This is a genomic window from Mangrovimonas sp. sgz306409 (assembly GCF_059735265.1).
This window is the reverse complement of sequence record NZ_JCAPEU010000024.1, coordinates 1-5,168: the sequence shown is the minus strand read 5'-3', so window position 1 is coordinate 5,168 and position 5,168 is coordinate 1. Positions and strand designations below refer to the sequence as shown.

General features: G+C 40.1%; 1 protein-coding gene. It reads right to left on the bottom strand.

Translation table 11 applies throughout. From position 1 onward, the window contains the following. Positions 1-5,070 (bottom strand): choice-of-anchor L domain-containing protein (locus AC6I5C_RS17640; RefSeq protein WP_497906321.1); only part of this gene is annotated, 5,070 nt, incomplete at its 3' end. Between the last annotated feature and the right edge of the window lie 98 nt (positions 5,071-5,168).

Sequence of the window (5,168 nt, the reverse complement as noted above, 5' to 3'; positions counted from 1 at the left end):
CTCGTTGGTATAGTTACGCTTAGAGTACACCAAAGTTCCCAAACGGTTGAAGATCTCAATCTTCGTTACTCTGAAGTTACTCAAATCGAAATAATCATTCATACCATCTCCATTCGGTGAAATACCTTGAGGGATGATACAGCTTTCCAACTGAATCACCGCTTGCTCAGTAGTAGTACTACAACCTGTATCGTTGAAAATCACTTCTATTTCATAAGAACCACCTACAAGAACCGGTAAGGTTAACCCTGTTTCTCCTTCAACCAACACACCATCTTGGTACCAGTTAATAGACACTTGATCTTCAGTATAATTACCTGGTGTAGCTTCAATCATAATTGGCACTGTAGCATTAGGACAAACCTCATAGTCGAAGTCTTCAGTAAATGTAGTTACCGGAGACGTTCCAATGGTCAACATAAAACTATTGGTTACATAACAATCTGGCAGACCAGTTGTTTCAACACGTACCCAAACAGTCTCGTTACCAGAACTTGTGTATGGGTTAGGAAGAGGATTCACCGCATCCATGGCGTCCTGCTCAGAGGCATAGTAAGTTACTGTGTAAGCAGCAGCATCCTGACCGTCCAAGATATAAGTGCTATGGGCATCCAAGTCATATTCTGCAACACCATCCCCATCATTATCACACTCCAATAAGTCTACACTTGTAGCCGTATGTGTTGGTGCAGTAATAATTAAATCGAAACTAGCATAAGACTTACATCCCAATACAGTATCGTAAACTCTTACCCAGATGGTTTGAGGTGAAGAAATATTAGAATAAGGAGAGGTCAATGGGTTCACATCATCCATAGCATCTTGCTCTGTCAAGTGATAGGATACTGTAAATAATGCTGGGTCCAAATCTCCAAGTACCACCGCATTGTTCTCAGTAAGATCGTACACTCCAAAAGGAGTAACAGAACAAACTTCTAGATCCATAGGCTCTGAAATTACAGGATTAGGCAAATATTCTACCACAATAGTATCGTCAACATTACATGTAGGAGAGAAAATAACCTGAGCAGTGTATTCTCCTTCTTCAGTGATTTCTAAAGTAGAAGCCGTTTCTCCTTCAAGAATAAATCCGTCTTTGTACCATACATGCTCAACAGATGGTGCTCCAGTATCTAAGATAATAGGCTCCCCATCACAGATAGCATTTCCTGACTCAATGGTAATGTCGATACCCAAATCGAAATCTCCAATATCAAAACTACCAGCCTTCAAGAATACCGCAGAATCCAATGCTGAATCCCCTTCATCGGCCATCACCAATTTGATATGATAGGTCTCTCCAATGTTTACCTCAGAGAACGCCGTAAACTGAACCGTTCTACCATCGTAGATCATTGGAGGCAAATTATCTGGCGTATACCCACCAAAGTACTCCTCATTAATCGCGGCACAAGACGTATTTTGCGGGTGAATATTGGTTACCAAAATTGGAGTAGTTGTACCTGGCAACACAGCCAAGTTAGTAGTTACACCAAATTCATCTGTCAATAAGAAGGCAAAGGCATCCGAATAGTTACACTCAAAAGAACCTCCGTTGTATTCTTCCGAAGCCATGATAAAGTCAAAACTGATTTCATCTGCAAACGGCACAAAATCGAACTCGATGATAGACGCATTGTTCGTATTTCCTCCAACAACAACATCTAAATCAGCATCTCCAGGCCAACTAAAACCTCCAGAAGAAGCGGTACCTGTATTAGGTCCACTCGCCAAAGCAGCATCTCCAGAAGCCAACATGATACCCTCATCGAATGGGAATCCTGGACTTTCTGTATAGAAATAAGCAATTCCGTTTACAGAATCATAATCCGTCCCTGTTGAATAGGTAATATTTGAAATCTGCGCACACTCATTGGCAATCAAAATATCGGTTACCAATTCTTCCACAGTATAAATTTCTGTATCAGAAATAATATTTCCTGGCGATGGCTTGATACAGATATCGAAAGTCGTTGCTATAACTTCGTCATCCCAAGAGTACACTCGTACCAAATAAGTATTTCCAACAGTTAAACCTTCTACAGCTCCAACGGTAGCATCAGAACAGTACAATTCAGTAAGGGTCCCGTCACAGGTTCCTTCATACACACTAAAATCAAGATTTAAGTTTCCGTTAGCAATGTTGAAAAGCGACACAACCTGTGCCTCAGTATTGGCCACAAAGGTAAACCAAACATCATCATTAGGTGTCCCTGAACAAGTTGGCTCGGCAACTGCCGATGGCGTTCCACCGGCAACCGTACCAGATGCAAACAACGTACACTCATCCAGTTCATTTACTTCAACTGTAATGGCATCACAAGGATCATCATTATCTGGAGGACAGGCCAATACCATAAATTCAGGACTGTAGATATCACAAGTAATATCATCGTCATTAACAATTGCTATTTCCACAGCTGTGTTGAATCCAAATGGTCCCATTTGGTAAGTTCCCACCGCTGTTGCAGTCAGTGTATTGTCGTCATAATCACTAGAAATAGTCAAAGACGTTCCATCACCCATACTGGTAATCTCTACATCTACCAAGAACTGGTCACCATTTTCACAATCATCAACAATAGTATAAGAGGCTTGAGGATTGATACAGGTGGCACAAGCAATTGTTACATCCAAGGACGCATATGAAGTCCATGTATCTTGACAACTTGTATAAGCATTAGACTCAATCCAGAAAGAAATGGTATCTCCCGTAGATTGGAAACTAACTCCTGTAAGATCGCCATCTTCATCAAATCCGATGAATTCATCTGGCGTCAACTCAGTTCCATCAGTATCATATACGTGAAAATAATCACCAAAAGTACTCAACTCTCCAGCGTTCACATCAAAGTTAAGTGGAGTTCCGTCGTTACTTGTGAAGGTAAATACATTGGTGTCATTGTTTTCATAACAGTACACAAAGTTAATAGGCTCTCCATCTGGACAATCTATATAATTATCCAAACAGAACGGTTGAGTAACAGGTTGCCCTGATAAAGTACAGTTGGCATCATCGTCGTTGGCAATGGTAAAAGACACCTCTGTTTCGTTAGTATAAGGACCAAAAGTATAAATCCCAGTTGCTGAAGCAGTTTGAGACACACTACCTTGGTTATCTGTAATAGTATAAGATGTTGCCGATCCCATATCTGATAAGTCCACTTCTACATTAAATTGAGGACCATTGATACAGTCTGACACTGGCACATAAGACCAAGTTGGCAACTCACAAGTTGCACAAAAGACAGTTACATCAATAGATTCATAGTCTGTCCAAGTATCTGAACAGCTACCCCCTCCATCTGCATCAACAGTAAAAGAAATGGTATCACCAGATGATTCATAGTAACCAGATAATTCCCCACTCATTCCGCCTACAGGTGTAAGCTCTGTAGTTCCATCACTGTCATATACAATGAAATAATCCCATCCGTTCTCAACAAAACCTGCATTTACAATTAATGTTAAAGAAATTGTTGGGTCTGAACTGGTATAAGTAAAGGTAATGTCATTATTTGCTCCATAACAGAATGTAGTATTCACAGGCCCTTCTGTACAATCTACATAATTATCCATACAAAATGGCTGTGTCAATGTTCCACTATCAATAATACAATTAGCATCATCTGCATTCGCCACAGTAATTATAACATCAGTTGCATTATCATAAGGCCCAAATGTATATACACCCAAATCTGTAACTGTTTGCGAAGCTCCACCTTGGTCGTCTGTAAGAGTTAAAGTAGTTGCCGACCCTAAATCAGTAACATCCGCTTCTATATAGAATTGCGGCCCATTAATACAGTCACTTACTACTTCAAAATTCACAATGTGATCAATACAGGTATTTTCTGTTATGGTCAAATCATAAGCTGTACTTTGTGGAGAGGCCCACGTAGAGATTACAATATAATAGGTAGTTCCACCCGTAACTGAAAAATTATCCATAATCAAATCACCTCCGTTCCAAGAAGTAACGACACCATTTCCACAAACTACACCTATATCTTCACAATCAGTATACACAAACATTCCAACATAGTTGCCCGTTTCAGTAAGTTCTATATCAATAGAAGTATCTTCTGAAGGTGTGTAAGCATACACCACATCATCTCCATTTAAATAGCTATAGGTACTACCACAATCAGAACCTGGAGCACCTGAATAATCGTCTAAATAATTAGACGTATTGTCAACTGTATTATATGGCAATTCGGTAACAACTATTGGATTACCACAAGCTTCTCCTAAACCACTAACATGATATGTCAATGGCCCTACCCAAAGGCTGTAACCATCATCACCACAATCGGCTCTCACATAGAAATCATAATCTGCCCCTTCTGTTAAACCAGTCACCTCATAAGATGCTGCATCAACTGAAGTACCAGAATCTGCATCTGTCGGACCTTCTGTACCGGCCTCTTGATTGATTACTTCCCAAGCCATTTCACTCCCTCCTACTGTCCAAGTAAAATTAGCTGTAGTTAAATCTAAACTTACCCCAACTTCAGACGGGAAATTACATGTAGAGTTATAAACCATAACGTTATCTACCATCCAATACCAAGCCCAAACGTTAGCATCATCATAGTAAAAACGAATTTGCATATCGGCATTTATATAAGCCGTAATGTCTATATGCTGAAAATCAGGACTTGTCCAAGATCCAACATCAGAGGATTGATTTAAAACTTCAACCCAATCCGTTCCATCAAACACTTCAACAATTGCCGAATCCCCTCCGCCATTGTTATAATATTGGTCGAAATCTAAAAATAAAGCTGTTGCTCCTGTGGTATCAAAAACAGGTGATGTAAGGGTCTCCTGTAATAATGTACCACTTCCTGCGGCATCACTATCTACCAAAGCACCATTGGTGCCGTCCAAACTATTGTCTCCCCAGCCCTGCAAATCGGATACCCAAGAATCACCTGTAGCGTCACCTCCATCCGTGACGGTCCAAGTTACCGGTATTCCGGCATCAAAGTCTTCATCCAAATACGTCTGTGACTGTATTGGTAAATAGAAAACAAAAAATGTAAATAATAATAGTAGTTTTCTCATTGCATTTTGTGTTAGTTATAAAATATATTAGGGTTTTGAATTAGTTCACTTTAGGTCCACCGCTTACGATGATGAACTCCGATCTACGGTTCAGCTGG